The sequence below is a fragment of the Tunturibacter gelidoferens genome, assembly GCF_040358255.1.
Lineage (GTDB): Bacteria > Acidobacteriota > Terriglobia > Terriglobales > Acidobacteriaceae > Edaphobacter > Edaphobacter gelidiferens.
Window position 1 is genome coordinate 34,908 of sequence record NZ_CP132937.1, and the last position, 19,594, is coordinate 54,501.

The window sequence follows — 19,594 nt, forward strand, 5'->3', positions numbered from 1 at the left end:
ACAATGCCACATTACAACGTCTTGTTCCTCTGCACAGGAAATTCCGCTCGTTCGATCATGGCCGAGGCAATCATGAACCGGAAGGGGATGCCGATCTTCACCGCCTACAGTGCCGGAAGTCACCCTTCCGGTTCGGTGCGCCCCGAGGCCCTCAGTCAGATCGAGAACGCGGGTTTGAGCACTGAGAACTTCCGGAGCAAGTCCTGGGAGGAGTTCTCTCAGCCGGATTCTCCCTCGCTTGATTTCGTCTTCACGGTCTGCGATAACGCAGCGAACGAGGTCTGCCCTTTGTGGCCGGGTCAGCCCATGACGGCGCATTGGGGTATCCCCGACCCCGCTGCCGTTCAGGGAATGCCAGAAGAGATCGAGCATGCTTTTAGTCAGACTTTCAGTATGCTCGACCGACGCATCAGCCTGTTTCTTTGTCTTCCACTCGCGACGCTCGATACGTTCTCCCTGCAGAAGGAAATCGACAATATTGGGAAGCGGTAGACGTTCGGCGATGCGATTCCACGATTAAGCCCTTGGAGACACGATGCTAAAGGTAATTTTCGCCTGCGTGCATAATGCCGGCCGCTCACAGATGGCCGCTGCATTCTTCAACCAGCTTGCCGACAGAACCAAAGCGGAAGCTGTATCGGCCGGCACCGAGCCAGGATTGCGAGTGCATCCAGAGGTTCTTGCCGTCATGCAGGAGATTGGCATTGATCTCAGCGCCGCCACACCACAAAAGCTGACCCAGGAGCTTGCAAATGACGCCGGCCTGCTCATCACCATGGGGTGCGGCGACAAATGCCCCTATGTTCCGGGCCTTCGCCGAGATGACTGGCCATTGCCCGATCCGAAAGGCCGTCCCATGGATGAGGTTCGTGCGGTGCGCGACAATATCAAGGTTCGTGTTGCAGACCTCATTCAGGCCGAGGGATTGGAAAAGGAGGCAGCGTGACTGTTCGCCAAGCTATGACGAGACGGTTTCGCGTGGAGCGATTTCTCTGAATAGAGGCGCGCTCTTAGCTGCTGGGAAATTTGCCTTGAAGTCTAATGCGGTTTGCTCATGGCCGAGCGGGTGTTGTTCGCGCCACAATTCGAGCAGAAGCTGTGGCATCTGTGAAAGAACGACTTTTGTGCGACCCACTTTCGCATGACACCCAGGGCAAAGCGAAATCATAAGATGGAGTACGGATTGTCCTGGTACGCGATGATGAACAACGATGGAACGTTTGCGTCGCCCTGAAGCTCCGCAAACACGGCAGCAATAGCCATCCCGCTCCAGGACCTGCTCTCGCAACCCACCAAAGTATTCGTCATCTTGCCGTTTCAAGGTGTAGCAGGTGGCACAAAGACCGAGCGCAAGGATCTTCTCGCGTCCGCATCGGCAATGCAGCGCCCGCTGTACTCCGGTCTTCGAAGGCTTAGTCTTCAAAGCCTGCCAGCCCAACGTTGATGTCCGCGGCGATCCAGCCTTCTTTCCAGGGTTGCGTACGCCCCTCATCGAACGGAACTCCATTCGCCCGGGCATCGCCGCCGGCATCGAACAGCGGGCCCCCTGTCTCTGCGTAATCATCTTCCCCGCCATCGGCCAGGACACGTTTGTGCCGATCCAATTCAAGAGCTTCCGTATCAGCGTCTTCCCAGCCACAACGCCAACAGTGATGTGCGATCTCCGAATCCGGTATCGCAGCCAAACGTGCCCGATAGCCTGCTGCGTATTCGATGGTGTCCCATTTTTCTAAAGCCGCGAGTCCCGGATGAATCATGCACCATCTCCACTTGCTCTAGTTTTATAAAGATAAACCCTTGCAGCGGCTTCTATACTTCCACCAAATCCAGTTATTCGACATCGCGCCCGTTCATCAACCACTCGCTTTTAGGTTTGCCCAATGCGTTGGCAGCGGCCCATTGAGCAAGATCCATCAGTTTGTCGAAGCTGCGCTTTTTGCCAACGGGACCAGTGACCACAAATGAGCGGTCTCTCTCGCTTTCCGGCAAATTATGTTTCGTCGCGAGCATCACCGCCCAGATGCAAAGACATCGCGAGTTGCACAGGTACATGTCTCCTTCCGCGTCCGTAACCGTGTAGGAGCCCGAAGGAACAGCGACCATATCGTAGGAGCAGATCTGTCTCTTCATAGAGAACCTGATGATTGAGCCTAAAACTCATACTATCGAACAACCTGGTGCATCGCGGGAGTAGGAGCGAAAGCAGGTGCTGTTGGATCGATCTCGCGTTTCTTTTGATTGTTTAGCGCCCTTGTGACCCTACCGAGACCTTGCCCATAGCTCATCAGTCGCTGGCACCGATTCAACTCCAACCGCTGCCGATGATCGAGCGATTCGGATAATTCCTGTTTTCCGGCCCAGTTCTCCCACAAGCGCGAAGGCGTTCGCAATGTTCGAGGTGCTTGCCGCCGTGTGTGGCCGGATCACGAAAGAAGCATCTCGCATCAGGATCGTGCGGTTGATTTCCGTTTGCCCGTGTTCTGGGAGCAATTCAGCAACGCTGGATACGCCCATCATTCACTAACTTGTCCCGATGCATTGCAGCCCGCTCGATATCCAAGCAGGTCAAAGAGGAGAACCTTCAGTCCAAGTAGCGAAACCGCAGTATAGAAGATGCGCCTGAGCCACTCGTTTCCTACCCTGGTTGCGAGCCGGGCACCGACCAGGGCACCCACGAACGCCGTGACGCCGAGAATCAGACCGAGTCGGTAGTCAACGAGTCCGTGCCACATAAAGACGCCCGTTGCAATTGCAGATGAGAAGACATTTATCAGCTTTGTCGTTGCTATCGCTTCTAGGAATGACGAGCGAAAGAACGCCACGTAAACCGCAGTCAGAATCGTGATGTACCCGCCGCTGAAGAACCCTCCATATATCCCTAGGAGGAATGTAAAGACGTATCCAACTAGTTCGGCCCCAGCAGACGGTTGTATTGTGGATCGCTCCACACCCGATTTTCGGTAAATCAGAGCGAATATTGCAACCGCCATGACCGACACCGATACCACAATAGGCACCGAGCGAGAAGGGATCAGAAGCAGCAGGAACGCACCTATGAGGGATCCGAGTAGTGTCAGCGAGATTAGCGCAGGCAGACGCTTGCGATTGACGCTCCGCCCTTTCAGGAATGGGAGCGTGCCGCCTATGCTCATGAACGTCAGAGCAAACATATTCGTAGCTACTGCCGTTCTAGGGTCGATATGAAATTGAAACATCGCAGGAACAGTGACAAGCGATGTACTGCCGGTAACAACACTAATCGAGCTGGTCGCAAAGAAAATGACCATCAGCCACAGTGTTTGAACTCCTGACATGATTAGATATTACGACCTAACCAACAGTGCCTCTTCAGGCTGGCGGTTTCACGGTGTTTGGATCACTGGTTCTATGGTCATCAATCTGGAATGTTAGGAACTGATGCACTGCATTCAAGGCGTCTGGGTCAGATGTGGTGATCCGTACTCTGCCGCCGGTGGACGTGCTCTCGAACGTGTAAGTGATCGCGGTGCGTTTCGACTTCATCACAGGGACGCCGGGCGGGACTGTGTCATGAATGAACATCGGAAGCTGAAAGTCCCCCTCAGTAAACATTTGAGCAACATGGGACAAATGGCCTCTTATCTCATCAAGAGTAGCCGTGTCTGTCTTGTCATTCGCGCCCACTTCGATGATGCCGCCATTAGTCAGTAGCTCGAAGTGGTGAGCTGATTTCTCATGCGAGAAACCCATTGCCTTATCTCCCCGTGTATCCACGTCGGCGGCATGATGAGAAGAGCCCTCGTGCTGTTCATGCATGGGGCATGACATTGTGGCCTGCCCGTGTGCGACAGCTGGAACTATCACCGCGAGTATGACTGATAGAGCTTTCATGGCGTTCTCCTTTTCTTTTCGGTCGTCCTATGATCTTTGCGTTGAGGCAGGGATTCCAATAGCCCCGCGCGGTTGCCAGCGGGCGTATTCTTCAAGCGTCGCTCCCACTGCTTCACAGTCACCTTCAGCGAATCCCTGAGCTGAATTAGTTGCTCGATTTGCAAATCGAGGGCACTAACCTTCTCCAGCGCCATTTCAGCCACCTCCTTGCAAGGCGCTTGGCCCGAATCACGTAACCGCAGAATGCGAGTCAGTTCATCCAACGAAAACCCGACAGCAAGCGCATTTCGGATCAGCAGTACACGGCTGAGGGCATCGGGTGGATACAAACGATAACCGGCCTCTGTTCGCGGAGGCTCTTTGAGGACGCCCAGACGTTCGTAGTGTCTTAGCGTGTCGGGGCTCACACCCGCCGATCGAGCGAGTTCGCCCGATTGAAGGCCCCGTTCTGAGTCTTTAGCCGACATCCCAAACAGTATCCACCTCCGAATGGGTTCCGGGGTCAAGCACTTTCTCTATACGTACTAAAATCCGAATCATGGCTAAGAACATTCCGTCGCTTTACGAGTGGATTGGGGGCGCAGAACCCCTCAAACAACTGATTGGCCGCTTTTATCAGAAAGTTCCCGCCGACCCGATCCTTGCTCCCGTCTTCGCTCACATGTCACCCGAACATTTTCAACACGTGGCGCAGTTTATTGCCGAGGTGTTGGGCGGCCCTTCCGACTACTCCACTCATCACGGCGGACACGCTGAGATGATTCGCCATCACCTAAACCGACACATTACCGATCAGCAGCGCCAGCGTTGGATGAACCTGCTACTCGAAACAGCCGATGAACTCCTGCTCCCGTCCGACCCCGAGTTTCGTTCAGCTCTCGTTGCCTATCTGGAGTGGGGTTCTCGTCTGGCCGTTATCAATTCCGCCCTCCCTGCCGAGACTCCTGTTATCGACTCTCCTATGCCTGCTTGGAGTTGGGGTGTCCCCGGCGGCCCTTACCAGCCCATATCGGACGAGGAATAGTCTGACCCCTCGGTCATTTTTTTGGATCTTGCGAACATGCGAGGTTCGCCGTGGACGCATGTATGAATAGACTCTTTGACCTTCGTCCCGACCTGTACGATAACCCCGAAAGAGACTCTACTACGACATGATTTCGCCGGACGTCGGACGTCGGGTTGGGCTATACCCCACCCCGACATCAATCCCCAGCTGCCACTTCGCTCAATGGATCACTTCCCGATGAATCACTTCACGTTGCCGTCGATCCACTCGGAAAGAGCGCCATTCCGGCAATCTGACTTCCAAAGCTTAATCGGTCTACGTTGAGCCGTCAGAGAGAACTCAGTGCGAGAATCTGATTATGTGCCGGCCTCGGTAAGGCCAGCTCCTCGCAACAGGCCTTGACGTCAACGCTCTTCACCTGCCGCCTGCCCGGATTTACTCACACAGAAACGCGACCCAAAGGCTCATTTCTTCCCCTGCGGGTAGATCGTCTCGCCGCGCTTGAGCATCTCGATGAAGGTCTCGATCTTCTTCTTCCTCCCGGCTTCGGTCTTCATGTTGTGGATGCGGAAGGCCAGCGCGAAGCGATTCTGCGCGCTGAGTTTCTCCAGCATTCCCTTGGCCTTGGGCTCGGCGTCGATGGCGGCCTGAAGATCGTCGGGGATTTTCATGTCCTTGCCACCCTTGTAGGCGCGGTCCCAGCGCCCATCGGACTTTGCCGCCTCGACCTCCTCGATCCCGTGCTCGGTCATCCGGCTTTCCTTGATCAGCCGGGCGACGTTGTCGACATTGATCTGGCTCCAGGTGCTTTTCTTGCCGCGCGGCGTGTAGCGCTGCAGATAGCTCTTGTCGTCGAACGGCTTGCGTACCGCGTCGATCCAGCCCCAGCAGAGCGCGACGTCGATGGCCTCCTTGGGGGTGATCGATTTGAGGCCCGAATCCACCTTGTGGATCTTGATCCAGAGCTCATTTTCCTTGTCGTAATGTTTGCCGAGCCACTTGTAAAAACTCTGGACGTCCTTGAATTCGCGAACTTTGTCGAGGTCGACCTTGACCGGAGCCATCAACTTGATCCTACCATCGGCTTGTTATGCTGCGGCTCGAGTTTCTCTTGCAGATGCCGAACACCTCGCGAGCAAGCCGCCGAACTCGAGATGATGGGGAACAAAGGGTTTCGGCCAACAACTCCGAATCCGAGGTTACGCACTGAATAGGTTTGGTGATCGGGACGGATGCTTTTTAGATAGGCGAGTTTTGATTCAGATCGCGGGCACTGGCCTGATAACGCATCTTACGTATAGCTTTTGGGATGTCGTCGGCGCACAATTGAGCAGCAAGATCAGCCCGAATGGGAGCGAGCCCGCGCTGACGGCCGCAATCGCCACCAGCATGGACCGCTTCTCACAGAGCGATTTCTGCGCAGGTCTGCCGATTCTGTCTTTTAAGCAGGGCGAGAACTGTTTTGAAGCTGGTCACTCAGGGACTTCAACTGTCCCATCTGATCTGAGAGCCCTTTGCTGTAGGTAACAAGAAGGCTGTAAGTGTACCGCTCTTTCGCAAGGATCTTCCGAAGCCCGTCGCGTGTGATTTGGTGTTTGGCAGGATCGAAAAATGCCCGAAGCTCCCCAAGGTACTCCACATAATGTTGCGTTAGGACATCGTAGTTGGCCCGCAGCAGTACAAGGTTGCCATAACTCGTTTGGTAGGGACTAAGATCCGCGACCACTACCTTCTCGATTTTCGCTCGCTCGGTATCCCATACATTCTCAGAAAAAACATAGCGTTGCCTGCTTGGGTCTCGCAGCGATTCAATCGTAGAGAGGGTTGTGTCGATTGTCTGCGCGATTGCAGTCGCCGCTGCGGTTACCTTCTGTACTTCAAGCTGGTTGGAGAGCAGCCCTGAATCGCGTAATCTATCCATCGCATCGTCAGCAAAAGCTGTAGCGTTGCTGTCAGGAATTTTTATGTCCAGATTCTTCTCTGGAAACAGAATGGGAAGGATCTTGATCCCGGGCGTCCGCACTACCTGCGATAGGGAGTTAAACTCTCCAAGCATAACGATCGTATTTTTGCGGAGCTGATCCGCAACCGCGAGATTTCGCTTCAACTCAACATTGAGGCGCGCCACTTGAGCTCTTTGTTCTTCAATGTCCCGCTGCTGAGCCAGTTGTTCCTGCTTAAGCCGGTCGGCTATGTCAGCGTCGTCCTTTCGCTTTCTTTCAGCCGCATCGACGGCCTTCGCGTGCGCTTCGGCCTGGATCTGCTGGTACTTCAGGGCAAATCCCAAGGCGGAAAGCAGCAGACCGATGATGAAACCATAAAGAAGGATCGTGCGAAGGATTCTGAAACCTAGGGTAGCGGGCAGCGTAGGGATGATGCCTTGCTTGATGACGTAGCGGCAAAAGAGAAAACCCAAGAACAAGAAGAAGCCGATAAGAACGAGCGGATCTTTGAGATAGGGCGCGATTTTTTCAAATTGCATGGGAGACTCTCACTGGTGGGGTAAATGTAAAGTAGACTACACCTCTTGTGTAAGGTGCTCAGGGACGGAATTCTGGAACAGGCTCCTTGCCACTGATTCCACTTTGTTGTACTGTTTTCGACTAAGCCTTAAAGGAGGCCACTCATGCCAGAGAAAGGATCTACGGGAGTAGCTAAAACTGTAGACATACAAAGCATATCGAAGGACGTCGCTGAACTCGTAAAGCAACTTGACAAAAAGGTCGAGGGACCTATCGACGTGCGCATCTTGAAAAGCATGCAGGTAAAAATACAGAAACTCCTGACCCCGGCACCCTAGCCCCTGCCCTAGATTGTGCCTATCGGGCGGAAAGAAACCACCCGTGAGGGAGATTCTGTGCATGTCCGGCACTCCTCGATCAAGTGACGAATTGCAGGCAGCCAGGCTCATCGCATACCCCTGGCCACATCTGATCGTTGACAACTTTCTCACAAGGTCGGTGTTGGCGAAGTCTCTTACCGAGATCAATTCTGATACGTACAGCTTTGATATAGAAAAAAGGGGCAGTGGTCGGATCGAGTACTCACTGCTTAAGAGCAGGACTCTGTGGACAGCTCTTTATTCTAGGCGAACGATCCATTTGTTATCTGCGGCGTTCGAAGTTCCAGTGGCGCTAAGCCGGGACAATTGGATCCAGCTCAGACGAATGAACGCGGACACACCCGAGTTCCCTCTGCATAACGACTTCGTATCGACCGAAGATTCGATTGCGTCTTTCTTGTATCTAAGTAGCGGCTGGGTGCAGGAATACGGCGGCCGATTGCACTTGTTCATGTCAGAAGATGACAGTACGCCCTCTACATCTATCGCTCCTCATCAAAATCGTTTCGTCGCATTTCAGACCAAAGCCTGTCACTGGCATTCAGTTGAGAGGGTGTACGGGTGGGAAAGGCTCAGTGCCCTAGCCCTGTGGAACGTTGATTAGAGTCTAGTGCTTTCGTTCGGCGACCTACGCGATTGCTGTACTCCCGCACCCATCTCTTCTCCCTAAAGGACGTCCAGACACGTGAGTTCGGACATCCTGTTGTCGTCTGGCGAGTTGTACACAAGGCTGAAGACGGTCTCCTGTCACCCATTGCAGGACTATCGGTGATCTAGCCGGCACTTCATATCTCGGATACGCGCCGCAAGTTGTCGAGAGCGCATCCAAACTTCTTTCCATGGTTCAGCACTGTCCTCATCAGACGGTATCATCGACCACCCTGGCGGTTCTGCCGCGCCTTCATCCCCTGCTGGAGCTTCTCCCTTGCTTCGGCCATCAACCAAGGCTCAGCGATCGTCGTCTGCACGACTGGATTTCCAGCTCCTCGCAAGATGCAATATTGCCGGAGGCGTTCCGGGATTTTACGTCCAACGCTCAACATGAAAACAAAGCCTGGTATCGTGAATCGGTACATTGTAATGCCGAAGCGAGAGAGCCCGCTCGGGGCATACGTGAGCTGACTGATTTCTTCACCGTCTCTCACGATGACCCATAGACTCGCTGACCTCGGAAAAGGAAGGTCTCCCATAAGGAACCGGCGGAACTGCTCTTTGTAGGAATACAAATTCACCGGCACGGAGCCGTCGTCGTTCCAGCCATGGATAGAACCACGCCAGAACACCGAAGCAGCGAAGTACAAAAGTGCATCGCGGTTCACCTCCGGAATGAGAGCGGTCTCGTAAAGCTTGGTCGGATTGCCAAGCTCGTAGACTGAAGGGGTGGCCTTGCTCAGAATGGATTCCAAAGCAAAAGCCCCCGTAGGCTGTTTCGCGTGCGCTAGCACCCAGTTTTCACCTTGCTTGCACAGCCGCTGTTCGCAATCGTTGCAGAGCAAGAATTCGCGCTGCTGCTTCGAGGTCTGAACCGAGCCTCTTCCAGTCAACTGATAGGGGTTGGGATTCGAAAGGCCCGTGGTGTCACGCAAGAGTCGGTAAACTCCCGCAGGAAGATAGTGACTTCGCTTCAATATCACCCCGTCCTGCAAACAAAGCCTGCACTTGCCGACCATGGCGCCCTCACACTTCATTGTACGAATCCGACCTTCCAGGTCGTATTGCAAGAATGGCTCTCCACTCGCTCAGATAGAAGCGCCGGTAGAGGAGGAACTACTTCACAGACCGAAGAGATGGCCTACTCTCGTTCTATGGGGAAAGTGGTCGATGAATTCCTAAGTACACCGATTCCGGCCGAGGTGTGGCATTACACCAACGTTGCCGGTTTTGAAGGCATCCTCGCATCCGGTCGAGTGTGGGCTACGGAAGCCCACTTCACGACGGACGAAACTGAGTTCGTCCACGCACGTGAAGTTGCGCGGCAGTTTCTGGAGAAGTTTGAGCCTCAAGACGACAACACCGCCCGCGCCAAGCAGGCCGCCCTGGATACGTTAGCTCACGCCTTCGACCGGGGCCCCCTCTCCCAGTCGAAGACAGAAATCTTCGTTGCCTCATTCTGCGCCACGGAAGACCTCAAAAGCCAATGGATGGAGTATGCCGATGCGGGACGTGGCGTCAGCATGGCCTTCGACCTTCGCCATGTTCGTCCCCCAAAAGAGATGGCCTCCGCCGTAACCTTCGCACCTTGCCTCTATCGAACCGCCGACAAGGAACAGATGCTCGACGACGCCATGTCGGACTGGCGGAACACCGTGGCCGATCTTCACCACAAGACGCAAAGCAAGCAGTGGGCCGGAGAACAGCTAGCAAATTGGACGTTGGTGGATCGCATCTATTGCATTCCCTTCGATCAACAAGCCCTTCTCAAGAGCAACAACGAGCAGTTCCATGAGCAATTGCACGCCGCCTTGACTCGCACATCCTTCGACCTGTTGCGCATAGCGAGCCACTGCAAAGATCACGCCTTCCACCAAGAGGCGGAATGGCGTCTATCTCTGCCCCATACCAAAGGAGCTCCAATGAAGCATGTGGAGATTCTTCATCGCGGACCGAACAATGCGATCCCTTATATCGCGCACAACCTCTTCAGCGAGAAGCTGCCCATCACTCGTGTCAAAGTCGGACCTTTGGTAGAAAGCACCGAACCGATCGAAATCCTCCTGAAACAATACGGATACGACGTACCCATCACGAAATCGACCGTTCCCCTTCGCACCGCGGCGTCGATCAAGTAGATTTTGGCTACAAGCGCGTTTTTCAGGAGTTACCAGTACAGCACATAGTCATAATCAGCTGCGATAGGTAAGGGAAAGAAGCGCACGATGGATAGTAGATCCTTGTCTTTTTATGAAAAGATTTGAAAGTGACCTTATCGATTTCGAGTTTCATCGAGCGCTGGCAGCAGTCTGCCGCGGCTGAACGAGCCAACTTTCAGCTCTTCCTTTCCGAGCTCTGCGACTTCCTCGACGTCCCGCGCCCTGATCCCACCCGCCCTGAAGACCACCTCAACACCTACGTCTTCGAAAAACCCGTCACTTTCTACAATCTCGACGACACAACCTCTCAAGGCCGCATCGACCTCTACCGTCGAGGCTATTTCGTACTCGAGGCCAAACAGGGCAGCAACCCGCCGGAGCTGCAAACCAATCACGAGACTGGTGATCTTCTCCTTACTCCTCCTCCGCCGCGACCGGCCCGCCAGCGCCGCGGCACCGCCGTGCGCGGTACGCACGGCTGGGATGAAGCCATGCTCAATGCCTACAACCAGGCTGAGCGTTACGCTAAAGCCCTTCCCGCTATCGAAGGCTGGCCACCGTTTCTCGTCACAGTCGATGTAGGCCATTCCATCGAGCTCTTCGCCGACTTTTCAGTCACCGGCAAAGCCTATCTGCCTTTCCCTGACGCGCGCAGTTATCGCATCCTACTCAGCGACCTCTCCAACCCGGATATCCGCGAACGTCTTCGCTGCGTCTGGTTGGACCCGCACGCGCTTAACCCTGCTCGTCATGCCGCCAAAGTCACACGTGAAGTTGCCGCCAAGCTCGCCGTCCTCGCCCGCACCCTCGAGCAGAGCTACTCGCCCAAGCAGGTCGCCGAGTTCCTCACCCGCTGCATCTTCACCTCCTTCGCAGAAGATGTAAAGCTCCTTCCCGAAAAAAGCTGGTTCAAGCTTCTCTGCGATCTTCGTGATTCGGACAATGTAGCCGTTTTCCCCGAGATGGCCAGTTCCCTCTGGGACACTATGAACGCTGGCGGCTTCTCCCCAATCCTCATGGCCCATATTCTCAAGTTCAACGGCGGCCTCTTCGAATCCACCGAAGCTTTGCCCCTCACCAACGATCAGCTCGGCTTGCTGATCGATGCCGCCGACTCCAACTGGAGAGATGTCGAGCCCGCGATCTTCGGCACACTTCTTGAGCGTGCTCTCGATGCGGAAGAGCGCCATCAACTCGGCGCTCACTATACCCCGCGCGCTTACGTCGAGCGACTCGTCATCCCAACCATCGTCGAGCCTCTCCGCGCCGACTGGGCCGACGTCATCGCGGCCGTCTCCGAGCTCGTCGCCTCAGGTCATGCTGCCGACGCCATCGAGATCCTTCGCGACTTCCACCGCCGCCTCTGCAACACTCGTGTGCTCGATCCCGCCTGTGGATCGGGCAACTTCCTATACGTCGCGCTCGAACACCTCAAGCGCCTCGAAGGGGAAATCCTCGAATCTCTCGCTACGCTTGGCGAAACCCAACAGGCTCTCGAACACACCGGGCTCACCGTCAACCCACATCAGCTTCTCGGCATCGACATCAACCCGCGCGCCACCGCCGTCGCCGATCTCGTCCTTTGGATCGGCTACCTCCAGTGGCACTTCCGCACCCGCGGTGAGTCCAACCCGCCCATCCCGGTGATTAGCAACTTCCACAACATCGAATGTCGCGACGCCCTCATGACCTGGAGCAGTCGAGTTCTGGCAACAGACCGAGCGGGGAGTCCAAGAGTCCAGTGGGACGGTAAGAGTTGGATCACAGATTCCCTAACCGGAAGAAGAATCAAGGACCCAAGCGCAACAAAGCCTGTTTATCGATATCTCAATCCTCAGGAAGCAACTTGGCCAGAGGCGGAGTTCATCATTGGGAATCCCCCGTACATCGGCAAGGGTGAGCGGATGCGTAACGATCTCGGTGACGGTTATGTCGAGGCCCTACAGCAGGTGTTCGACGGCCGAGTTTCAATTGGTAGTGACTTGGTCATGTTCTGGTGGTGGAAGGCAGCCGCGTTCATCCGAACAGGTCGGTGCCGCTCGATGGGCTTAATCACAACCAAGAGTCTTAGCCAGACGATGAATCGTCGAGTAGTTGCGCCATTTCTGGAGAGCTGCTCATTTTCTTTCGCGATCCCGAATCATCCATGGATAGATGCGACAAGCGGCGCTCAAGTCAGAGTGGCACTAACTGCGCTCACAAAAGGCAAAGGCGACGGAACTCTCACCCTCGTGTTGGAGGAAACACCTCTAGAAGAAGGTGAATTCGAAGTCACCTTCGATATCAAACGCGGGAAGATTCACGATGACCTTCGGATAGGACCGAACGTATCCTCGGCGACATCGCTTGAAGCAAATGAAAATCTCTCGAGCATGGGTCTTATTCTTGGCAGCCAGGGATTTGTACTTGATTCGGAGAAAGCCGACAGATTGACGCATCTCAGTCCAGAGTCGGGCCTGATCTTCCCATTGGTGAACGGGCAAAATGTCAACGCTAATTTCAGAGACAGATTCGTAATCGATACAGTCGGCTGGACGCAACACGATCTGCGGGCTCAGGCACCTGAAATTTATCAGCATCTACTTGAAACTGTAGCGATTGACCGTCAGACTAATCGGTCCGCAACTCTACGAGAGCATTGGTGGCTGCCCAGGAGATCTAACGAACAGCTTCGTAACTCGATCCGCGGACTCGCGCGCTACATCGTCACAGTTGAAACAAGCAAGTTTCGAATCTTTAGCTTTTTGGGCGCAGACACCCGCCCGGAACACAAGCTGGTGATCTTCGGATCGGACGACGCTTATGTATTGGGTGTCCTTTCCAGCATCGTACACACCCAATGGGCCTCTGCTGCGGGCGGACGAAATGGTGTCGGCGACGATCTCGTTTATTCAAAAACGACTTGCTTCGAGCCCTTTCCATTTCCTGCTGCGACCGAAGCCCAGCAGCAAGCGATCCGCGACGAAGCCGAGCGCCTCGATGCCCACCGCAAGTGCCAGCAGCAACTCCATCCCAACCTCACCCTGACGGACATGTACAACATCCTCGAAAAGCTCCGCGCCAACGAGGAGCTTACTCCGCAGGAACACGCCCTCTACGACGTTGGCCTCATTGGCATTCTCCGAGAGCTGCACGATGAGCTCGATCGCGCTGTCTTCGACGCCTACGGCTGGCCCCACGAACTCACTACTGACGGAATCCTCGCCCGCGTCGTCGCCCTCAATGCCGAGCGCCACGCAGAGGAGACCTCCGGCCTCATCCGATGGCTCCGCCCCGAATTCCAGACCCCAACTACCATTCCCGTCGCGCGCACCCTCGAAGGTTTTGTCGAGGAATCTCCGGCCGCTGCCGCCCGCCGCAAACAGCCCTGGCCCGGTACCCTCCCCGAGCAGGTCCGCGCCATCAAGGAGGTTCTACGCGGCGCACCCGCACAGACTCCGCAGCAGATTGCCTCAGCATTCCGCCCAGCCAGCCGTACCCGCATAAGCGAAATACTCACTACACTCGTTGCACTGGGACAAGCGCGGACCACTGGCGGAGGTTACTCGCTTTGAGGGCGGAGCGGTTACAAGACTCGCGGCATTCGAAGGAAGTTCAAAAAACGCATCTTATATTTTGGGTTTTGAAAGGTTTTCTAGGTTAGAGACCGTGACATAGCAAGCTGGATAATACCGTCTATGCAGTGGAAGATTAGCCGTGCAAAGTCGGCATAGCGGAACCGATCCGCGGTTCGGATTACGGCGTTTCCTCTCGATTTTCTGCGACCCTACATGCTGAAGCGATGACAGCAACCTGTGCTGACCCGGGACCGTCGTCCCTGTGAGAGAAGCAACCCTCTTCGATAGCTCTAAACAACTGTAAGCACAAACTACGAACCAACCGATGAGGGAGAAGGTCTCCCCCCTGCTGCAGCCGGCGAAGAACTGCCGTCTTCCGTTACCCACCGGAGCGATGAGGTCCACCCTCCCGCACGCCCCTCCGCCAAGAGCAAAAACAACGGCAAACGCAATGTCCTGCGCTCCGCGCCCTGCAAGGAAACCAAACCTTCCTGAGGAGCGCTGCTCCTGGCGCGCGCAAGGTGATGGAAAAAGCTCCGTGCAGCTCCAGGTATTCGCTTCCTCCGGCCTGTGGCTGGCCTGTCGGCCACTTTTCCCACACCCTGCACTTGCCGCCCTCGCTGGCGTGGGCCAGGGCCAAGGCGTGTTTGTCAGCAAACACAGCCAGGCCATTCAAAAACGGAGGATTCACCCCCAATGAGCAGCAACGCCACCACGAACGAAACCAGCAACGTTACTTCCCTTCCCTCGACCTCCAAAGCGCAGACGGCCAAAGAAGTTATTGCCGCCAATGTAAAGCTCCTCATCGAACAGCTTGAGGCAGGCCACAGCGAAGGACTCACTGCCTACCTCACCGCAATGGGCCGTTTCCATAACTACAGCTTCGGGAACATTCTCGAAATCGCACGACAGAAGCCGGACGCAACCCGCGTTGCCGGGATGTATGCGTGGAACCAGCTAGGCCGCAAAGTCATCAAGGGGCAGAAGGGCATCCGCATTCTCGCTCCGATGATCGGAATTCGCCGCAAGAAGGACAAGGAAGCCGAGAAAGACATTACCAAGCAGAACCAGCCCGTCCTCGTCGGCTTTCGTTCGGCCTACGTTTTCGATGTGAGCCAGACCGAGGGCGCACCGCTCCCCGATCTCTCAGAGCGGGTGAAGGGCGAAGTAGGCGAGTACCGCGAACGCCTTATCGACTTTCTGATGGCGCAGGGTATCGAGCTTGAATTCAAGGAAAGCATCGCCCCGGCGCTTGGCATGAGCTACGGAGGCCGCATCGCTATCCTTCCCGGACAGGCCGCAGCCGAGGAGTTCAGCACCCTTGTCCATGAACTCGCGCACGAAATGCTCCACAAAGCAGAGCGGAGAACAGTTACAACCAAAACCGTCCGCGAAACGGAGGCCGAGGCTATCGCCTTCGTTGTTTCGCAGACCATCGGCCTTGATGCTGGCCGCGCCTCCGCCGACTACATCCACCTGTATCACGGCGACGCCGCACTTCTGGCCGAGAGCCTGGAAGTCATTCAGCGCACGTCAGCCTTGATTCTTTCCGCCATCGAGACACCCGCCGCCACAGCGGAGCAGAGCGAGGCCGAAGCCGAACCCGCACTGGCGCAAGCCAGCTAACGAATTTTCTCCCACGAGGGCGGACGGCTCAGGTCGTCCCGCTCCAACCACCCCGCACGTCCCAACCCGCCCAAGGAGGCAGTCATGCAGAATAGCAGCGCATTCCAGTACCTCGCCCTCGACACCATCCATGAGTCCACCACGAACCCACGTCGCACTTTTGACGAAGGCAAGCTGCTGGAGCTTGCCGAGAGCATCAAGCATCACGGCCTCATTCAGCCCGTCACTGTACGCCCTAACTCGGAAGGCTTCGAGTTGATCGCAGGAGCGCGACGTTACCGTGCGGCGCAACTGGCTGAGCTGTTTTCCATCCCCGCCCGCATTGTCGAAATCGACGATACACAGGCTCTCGAATGGCAATTAGTCGAAAACGCACAACGCGCCGATATCCATCCTTACGAGGAGGCTCAGGGGTTCCAACGCTTGCTTGACCTGCCTGGCTACGACGTTGCAACGTTGGTCGAGAAGTCAGGCAAGAGTGCAAGCCACATCTACGCTCGGTTGTCTCTTCTGCAACTCATCGCTGAAGTGGCCGAGGCATTCACTCAAGAGCGCATCACCGCGAGCCACGCCAACCTCATCGCCCGTTTGCCGCAGGAGTCACAGGCCGAGGCCTTCGAGCAGTGCTGGCGTGAGGATTGGCAGGATTCGGAGCCGCACCTGCTACCCGCCAAGCACGTATCCGCTTGGATTCAGAACAACCTCTATCTCGCGCTTGCGGATGCACCGTTCGACCGCGAAAACCCCAACCTCAACCCCGCAGCCGGAGCTTGCGTCACTTGCCCACGTCGCAGCGGATACAACACTTCCCTCTTTTCGGACGTAACGGACGGCGACCAGTGTCTCTCAGGACCCTGCTATCAAATCAAGCTCACCGCACATATCGACCGTGAGATTGCAGCGCATCCCGAGCTTATCCAGATCGAGAACGGCTGGCGGAACGCACGAGAGCAGAAGCCCGGAGCCGTCCAACGCGGGCGCTTCCGCGAGATCGAAACGGTAGTCGAGAACCTGGACGCCGAGCCAGTCGCGCCGTGTGCAGCCGCTAAACCCGCAATTATCGTCTATGGCAAGCGCGTAGGAACCACTCTCACCGTATGCACAGACGACGATTGCCCCGTACACGACCCACGAGCAGCAGAAGAACAAGCCGCCAATCCCGCCCCGACAATGGCGCCTGCGGCAGAAGCCGAGACACAGGAAGAGGCCGAGGAACGCCAGCGCAACTACGACCAACAACGAAAGGAGTACGAGCAGGAGCAGGAGCGGAAAGCCGAAGAGCGTAAACAGCAGTTCGAGCGGGAACAGAAGGAGCATGAAGCCGAACGCGCTCGCAGAGAGAAGTTGCATAAGGCGCGTATATCCAAGTTCGACCGGATTCTCGACAAAGCCCCGGCCATGTTCAGCGCAGCGCAATTGAGAGTGTTTCTCCGCGCCCTCGCCGCTATCGACCCTTACGCGTTTGATGACGTAGCGGAGCAACTTGCCGCTAACGACGAGAACAACCAGCAGACCTCAGAGGAGATTCTGCTTTCGACCATCGACGGACTACCGGATGACAAGCTCACCAGGTTTGCCCTCCGTCTCGTCCTCACCGCACATATACCCATTCCGCGCGAAAGCGAAATCGACTTTTTAACCGAGGCCGAAACCGCTTTTGCTCCCCCACAACCCAAGAAGACAGCCACCAAGAAAGCGAAGACACCCACGTCGATCAAAGCCGCTCAGAAGGCCGCAGCGAAGAAGAAGACGACTAAGAAGCAAGTTGCAGCCTAACCCGCAGCGGGAGTCGGCTAATCGGCTCCCGCTCTTTTTCCAAAAGGAGGAGATCATGTTTCAGTTCAACTACAAACTCAGGGTCGCCGAGCGAGTGAAGGCGAAGTGCGAACGGCATCCACGTTACAACCCGGAGCGGGACGGACGCGGCGGAATCAAGGGTGGATGCTCTACTTGCTTCTCTCTCTTTGATCTACATCAGGCGAGGCTATCGCTTGATGCCGCACATCTGGAGTTTTTGCGAAGAGCGACACCGTGGTCTCACGTACGTCAGCCACGCAGCAGAACGAACGCACCTGGACAGAAAGAACCTCCGTTTGGAAGCCAACCTCTCTAATCCGCGCTAACAGCCCTTCTCTTCGCAAAAAACAATGCGCAGTGGTGTCACAAAGTGCCCCTCTCATCTCGCTTAAAGGGTAGATGGTATGAACTTCGCCCACCAGAGGCGGGCGGCGGGGCCTTTCCCTCCCCTCCACGGTGAAACAAATCTCAAGGATGACGTCGATGGATAGAACAGAATCCACAGTTCGCAATTTGCTCACGGCGATTGAGGCACCACTCTACGATGTCGGTGTCCTGAGTGAGCGTGGAATGCTTCCGAGACTCGACCGCATCTCGGCCGCGGCGGTCCTCGACAGGCTTTCTCTGCTCAAGTACCGCAATGCCCACGGCTCGCACATCTACATTCGTCCATCGGGTGAGCATCGCTTCACCGCGCTCGACGATCTTAACGAGACCTCGCTCGCCAGGCTCTCGGCAGACGGCTTCAATCCGTGTGCCCTGATCGAGACCAGCGCCGGCAATTTCCAGGCGTGGCTCAAGCACTCACGGGTATTCCCGAAAGTCCTCGGAAGCTTCGCGGCGCAGACATTGGCGGGGCGATATGATGCCGATCCCAGCGCGGCTGACTGGAGGCGGTTCGGGCGGCTTCCCGGCTTTACGAATTGCAAGTCCAAATACCGCAAGCCTGACGGACTCTTCCCTTTCGTTCATCTGCACAGCTACACCGGACAGCAATACCCGATGGCGCAGGCCTTCGAGCAAGAGATAACGAAGTTATACGAGGCCCAAGAGCAGGAACGCGAGGCGAAACGGCTGCAAAGTTCTCTTTCTCCGCATAGGGGGCCGAGGTTATCGAGTCTGTCCCTTGAACGATTCCGAACTTCGATCAAGTACCAGGACCGTCCCGCCGCCGCTGACATCGCTTTCTGTGTCGCCGCTTATGCCAATGGCATGAGTGAGGAACGGATTGAACGTGCCCTTGAAGACGACTATCTCTCCCGCGATCCCAGCCCTACAAAACGAGCTGCCTACATTCGCAGGACGATGGAGAAGGCGAGGAGATGGACCGGACGATGAGCATCGGTGCTGCGTTTGCCCTTTTCGTTCTTCCTCCCGCGCGTGGGATGACTCTTCTAGTTTCTGAGCTGGCTTTTGCAACTCGCGCCATGAGAGAGGCCGTTGAACAGGCGGCTCCCTTCCGGTTTGCCTTTCTATCTGCGTTCAGCGTGCCGCGCTCAAGACACCCCCGCCCTTCGGACGCACGCTCTCCTTCCCAAAATCCGCTACGCGCCTCTCAAGAGGTGCGGACTCCTTGCCCCAGGCAAGCTGGGGTCCCTTTCCGTAGATTCCATCCAGTCGCCTTGGGAGTGGGTCGCACGGCACACCCTCCGGGCAAGCATGTACCGCAGACAGCGGACAAACCAAAAGAAACGGAGCTAAACACCATGTTCAACAAAGTCATCCTCATCGGCCGCCTCGGGCAGAACGCAGAAGCCAAAACCGCTCAGAACAACAAAGAGTACGTCGTCCTCAACATCGCAACCCAGGAAAGCTGGAAGAACGATAAAGGCGAATACGAAACCCGCACCGAATGGCACCGCGTCTTCGCCTGGAGGAACCTCTCGAAGTTCGCCAAGACGCTCCAGAAGGGGCAGCTCATCACTCTTGAAGGCACATTGCGGTATCGCGAGGTCGAAGACGAGGTCGAAGGCACTACGTTCAAACACCGCATAGCCGAGGTCCATGCCGACAGCATGAAGCGGCTCTCAAAGATCGAGGCCGCTGATGATCCTTCGGACGGTGCCGGCGACGAGTAATCGTCGGC

At 55.9% G+C, this 19,594-nt stretch carries 19 protein-coding genes; 11 read left to right on the forward strand and 8 right to left on the reverse strand.

From position 1 onward, the window contains the following. Window positions 1–3 precede the first annotated feature (3 nt). Window positions 4–492, forward strand: a complete 489-nt coding sequence (locus RBB81_RS00180) for an arsenate reductase ArsC (protein WP_353070723.1) — start codon at window positions 4–6, stop codon at window positions 490–492. Window positions 493–535: 43 nt separating this feature from the next. After that, window positions 536–946, forward strand: coding sequence for an arsenate reductase ArsC (locus RBB81_RS00185; RefSeq protein ID WP_353070725.1), 411 nt, complete (start codon window positions 536–538; stop codon window positions 944–946). A 466-nt stretch (window positions 947–1,412) separates the two neighbouring features. Here RBB81_RS00185 and RBB81_RS00190 read toward each other — a convergent pair whose 3' ends face one another. The 5 genes from RBB81_RS00190 to RBB81_RS00210 form a co-directional block, all read right to left on the reverse strand. Further along, window positions 1,413–1,757, reverse strand: coding sequence for a hypothetical protein (locus RBB81_RS00190; protein ID WP_353070726.1), 345 nt, complete (start codon window positions 1,755–1,757; stop codon window positions 1,413–1,415). A gap of 73 nt (window positions 1,758–1,830) precedes the next feature. Further along, a complete protein-coding gene (locus tag RBB81_RS00195; RefSeq protein ID WP_353070728.1) occupies window positions 1,831–2,130 on the reverse strand; it encodes a hypothetical protein in 300 nt (99 codons plus the stop codon). 383 nt (window positions 2,131–2,513) lie between these two features. Beyond that, window positions 2,514–3,314, reverse strand: a complete 801-nt coding sequence (locus tag RBB81_RS00200; protein WP_353070729.1) for a sulfite exporter TauE/SafE family protein — start codon at window positions 3,312–3,314, stop codon at window positions 2,514–2,516. A 34-nt stretch (window positions 3,315–3,348) separates the two neighbouring features. Then, window positions 3,349–3,870 carry a hypothetical protein gene (locus RBB81_RS00205; RefSeq protein WP_353070730.1) on the reverse strand — a complete coding sequence of 174 codons (522 nt, stop codon included), beginning with the start codon at window positions 3,868–3,870 and terminating at the stop codon, window positions 3,349–3,351. Beyond that, window positions 3,867–4,337, reverse strand: coding sequence for a heavy metal-responsive transcriptional regulator (locus tag RBB81_RS00210; RefSeq protein WP_353070731.1), 471 nt, complete (start codon window positions 4,335–4,337; stop codon window positions 3,867–3,869). The genes RBB81_RS00205 and RBB81_RS00210 overlap by 4 nt, the downstream gene beginning before the upstream one ends. Window positions 4,338–4,408: 71 nt before the next feature. On the opposite strand from RBB81_RS00210, the gene RBB81_RS00215 reads away from it, so the two are divergent. Further along, the gene (locus tag RBB81_RS00215) at window positions 4,409–4,894 is read left to right on the forward strand and encodes a group II truncated hemoglobin (protein WP_353070732.1); all 486 of its coding nucleotides are present in this window, start codon (window positions 4,409–4,411) and stop codon (window positions 4,892–4,894) included. A gap of 446 nt (window positions 4,895–5,340) precedes the next feature. Here RBB81_RS00215 and RBB81_RS00220 read toward each other — a convergent pair whose 3' ends face one another. Then, window positions 5,341–5,940, reverse strand: a complete 600-nt coding sequence (locus tag RBB81_RS00220; protein WP_353070733.1) for a YdeI/OmpD-associated family protein — start codon at window positions 5,938–5,940, stop codon at window positions 5,341–5,343. Between the two features lie 377 nt (window positions 5,941–6,317). Then, window positions 6,318–7,358, reverse strand: a complete 1,041-nt coding sequence (locus tag RBB81_RS00225) for a hypothetical protein (protein WP_353070734.1) — start codon at window positions 7,356–7,358, stop codon at window positions 6,318–6,320. Window positions 7,359–7,502: 144 nt separating this feature from the next. Here RBB81_RS00225 and RBB81_RS00230 point away from each other — a divergent pair, with 144 nt between their 5' ends. Both RBB81_RS00230 and RBB81_RS00235 read left to right on the forward strand, forming a co-directional pair. Beyond that, the gene (locus RBB81_RS00230) at window positions 7,503–7,676 is read left to right on the forward strand and encodes a hypothetical protein (protein WP_353070735.1); all 174 of its coding nucleotides are present in this window, start codon (window positions 7,503–7,505) and stop codon (window positions 7,674–7,676) included. A 367-nt stretch (window positions 7,677–8,043) separates the two neighbouring features. Further along, a complete protein-coding gene (locus tag RBB81_RS00235) occupies window positions 8,044–8,322 on the forward strand; it encodes a 2OG-Fe(II) oxygenase (protein WP_353070804.1) in 279 nt (92 codons plus the stop codon). A 265-nt stretch (window positions 8,323–8,587) separates the two neighbouring features. Here RBB81_RS00235 and RBB81_RS00240 read toward each other — a convergent pair whose 3' ends face one another. Then, window positions 8,588–9,439, reverse strand: coding sequence for a hypothetical protein (locus tag RBB81_RS00240; protein WP_353070736.1), 852 nt, complete (start codon window positions 9,437–9,439; stop codon window positions 8,588–8,590). An 84-nt stretch (window positions 9,440–9,523) separates the two neighbouring features. On the opposite strand from RBB81_RS00240, the gene RBB81_RS00245 reads away from it, so the two are divergent. The 6 genes from RBB81_RS00245 (at window position 9,524) to RBB81_RS00270 (ending at window position 19,586) form a co-directional block, all read left to right on the forward strand. Continuing rightward, a complete protein-coding gene (locus RBB81_RS00245; protein WP_353070737.1) occupies window positions 9,524–10,507 on the forward strand; it encodes a DUF2971 domain-containing protein in 984 nt (327 codons plus the stop codon). A gap of 128 nt (window positions 10,508–10,635) precedes the next feature. Further along, window positions 10,636–14,082 carry a class I SAM-dependent DNA methyltransferase gene (locus tag RBB81_RS00250; protein ID WP_353070739.1) on the forward strand — a complete coding sequence of 1,149 codons (3,447 nt, stop codon included), beginning with the start codon at window positions 10,636–10,638 and terminating at the stop codon, window positions 14,080–14,082. Between the two features lie 699 nt (window positions 14,083–14,781). Continuing rightward, the gene (locus RBB81_RS00255) at window positions 14,782–15,711 is read left to right on the forward strand and encodes an ArdC family protein (protein ID WP_353070740.1); all 930 of its coding nucleotides are present in this window, start codon (window positions 14,782–14,784) and stop codon (window positions 15,709–15,711) included. Between the two features lie 84 nt (window positions 15,712–15,795). Then, window positions 15,796–17,487 carry a ParB/RepB/Spo0J family partition protein gene (locus RBB81_RS00260; RefSeq protein ID WP_353070741.1) on the forward strand — a complete coding sequence of 564 codons (1,692 nt, stop codon included), beginning with the start codon at window positions 15,796–15,798 and terminating at the stop codon, window positions 17,485–17,487. Between the two features lie 504 nt (window positions 17,488–17,991). Then, window positions 17,992–18,846: a RepB family DNA primase gene (locus tag RBB81_RS00265; RefSeq protein WP_353070742.1), complete on the forward strand. Its 855-nt coding sequence runs from the start codon at window positions 17,992–17,994 to the stop codon at window positions 18,844–18,846. Window positions 18,847–19,214: 368 nt separating this feature from the next. Further along, a complete protein-coding gene (locus RBB81_RS00270; RefSeq protein ID WP_353070743.1) occupies window positions 19,215–19,586 on the forward strand; it encodes a single-stranded DNA-binding protein in 372 nt (123 codons plus the stop codon). Window positions 19,587–19,594: the final 8 nt, after the last annotated feature.